Origin of the sequence: Saccharopolyspora oryzae, assembly GCF_027853915.1 — a bacterium.
Taxonomy (GTDB): domain Bacteria; phylum Actinomycetota; class Actinomycetes; order Mycobacteriales; family Pseudonocardiaceae; genus Saccharopolyspora; species Saccharopolyspora oryzae.
Genome location: NZ_JAQGLA010000196.1, coordinates 1 through 1,114, shown reverse-complemented (window position 1 = coordinate 1,114; position 1,114 = coordinate 1). Strand labels below are relative to the sequence as shown.

The window sequence follows — 1,114 nt, the reverse complement described above, 5'->3', positions numbered from 1 at the left end:
TGTCGGGCCCATCCGCTCAACTGGGCGAGTCACGCCGTCTTCGTCGCGAAAGTTCGTCATCGCGCGCCAGCCGGTCGGAGTCCGGTAGAAGCGGATCTTGCCGTGCGTGCCGATCGGCATCGGTGGCCGGGGCATCAGATCACCCCCTCATCCAGGGACTCGAACCAGGATTCGACGTCATCGGGCTTGTAGCGGACGTGTTTGCCGACGCGGCGTCCGGGCGGTCCGCCTCCACGGCTTCGCCACTGGTAGACGGTGCCGACAGGGACGCCTAGGTAGTCGGCGACCTGTTGAGGGCCCCAGAGGTTGCGGATCATGGCTAGTCCTTTCGTTCGGTGGCGTGACGGTGTTTGCGCATGTCGCGTTGGCGTTGGGCGATGGCGGCGGCGAGTTCGCGTTCGTCGGGGGTGCGGTGGCCGACGCTGGTCATGGCCCAGTCGTTGACGACGGTGATCGAGTCCTCGTCGGTGATCCCGAGTTCGGCGAGGGTGTGTTCGTGCTGGTAGCGGCGTCGGTCGTCGCGGATCTGCCGGAACGGCACCGAGTAAGCCTGGGACTTGGTGAGGAAGTGGCCGCGGAAGGCGAGCATGTGTGCCCAGCGCCGGAGCTTGAGCGCGTCGATCGGGTCGGGCTTGTCGCCGAGTTCGGGGTGTAGGAACTGCCGGCGGGTGGTGCGGGTGACCTCGCCGCCGTTGTTGCAGGTGGCGCAGTAGTTCGCGTGGGTGCGCTGCTGGCAGCCGCAGCCGTCGGGCTCGTGGTGGCCGTCGGGGTGGCAGTCCGGGCAGGGCACGAGTTCGGGCAGGTCCCAGGCGGTCTGGATGATCCGCCGGTGGTGGGCGGAGATCTGGAGTCGGTCGATGTCGGCTTGCGAGCGGATGCGCCGGTCGGCGGCTTCGCTGGTGCTGGTGCCCTTGGTGGCGTACTTGGCGACGTAGGAGGCCAGCCGGTCATCGGTGATCACCCCGCGGTCGTCTTCGACCTCGGTGGCGTTGACCGGGCGGATCGGGCGGATGTCGAGCTGGTCGCCGAAGGCTAGGTCCCACGTGCGGCCGTCGACGTCGGGGGAGGTGATCGCGACGTTGGCGTGCGCGGTGCGGACGGCTTCGGCCAGCAC

At 68.5% G+C, this 1,114-nt stretch carries 2 protein-coding genes; both read right to left on the bottom strand.

The annotated features are described in order from the left end of the window. Positions 1-134: 134 nt before the first annotated feature. Positions 135-317: a helix-turn-helix domain-containing protein gene (locus OU415_RS38220; RefSeq protein ID WP_270954692.1), complete on the bottom strand. Its 183-nt coding sequence runs from the start codon at positions 315-317 to the stop codon at positions 135-137. Positions 318-319: 2 nt separating this feature from the next. Next, positions 320-1,114: replication initiator (locus OU415_RS38215; protein ID WP_333779291.1), on the bottom strand; the 795-nt coding region annotated here is incomplete at its 5' end.

Excerpts from the sequence above, each read along its gene's own strand:
- OU415_RS38220 (WP_270954692.1), bottom strand. The coding sequence starts at position 317 with ATGATCCGCAACCTCTGGGGCCCTCAACAGGTCGCCGACTACCTAGGC.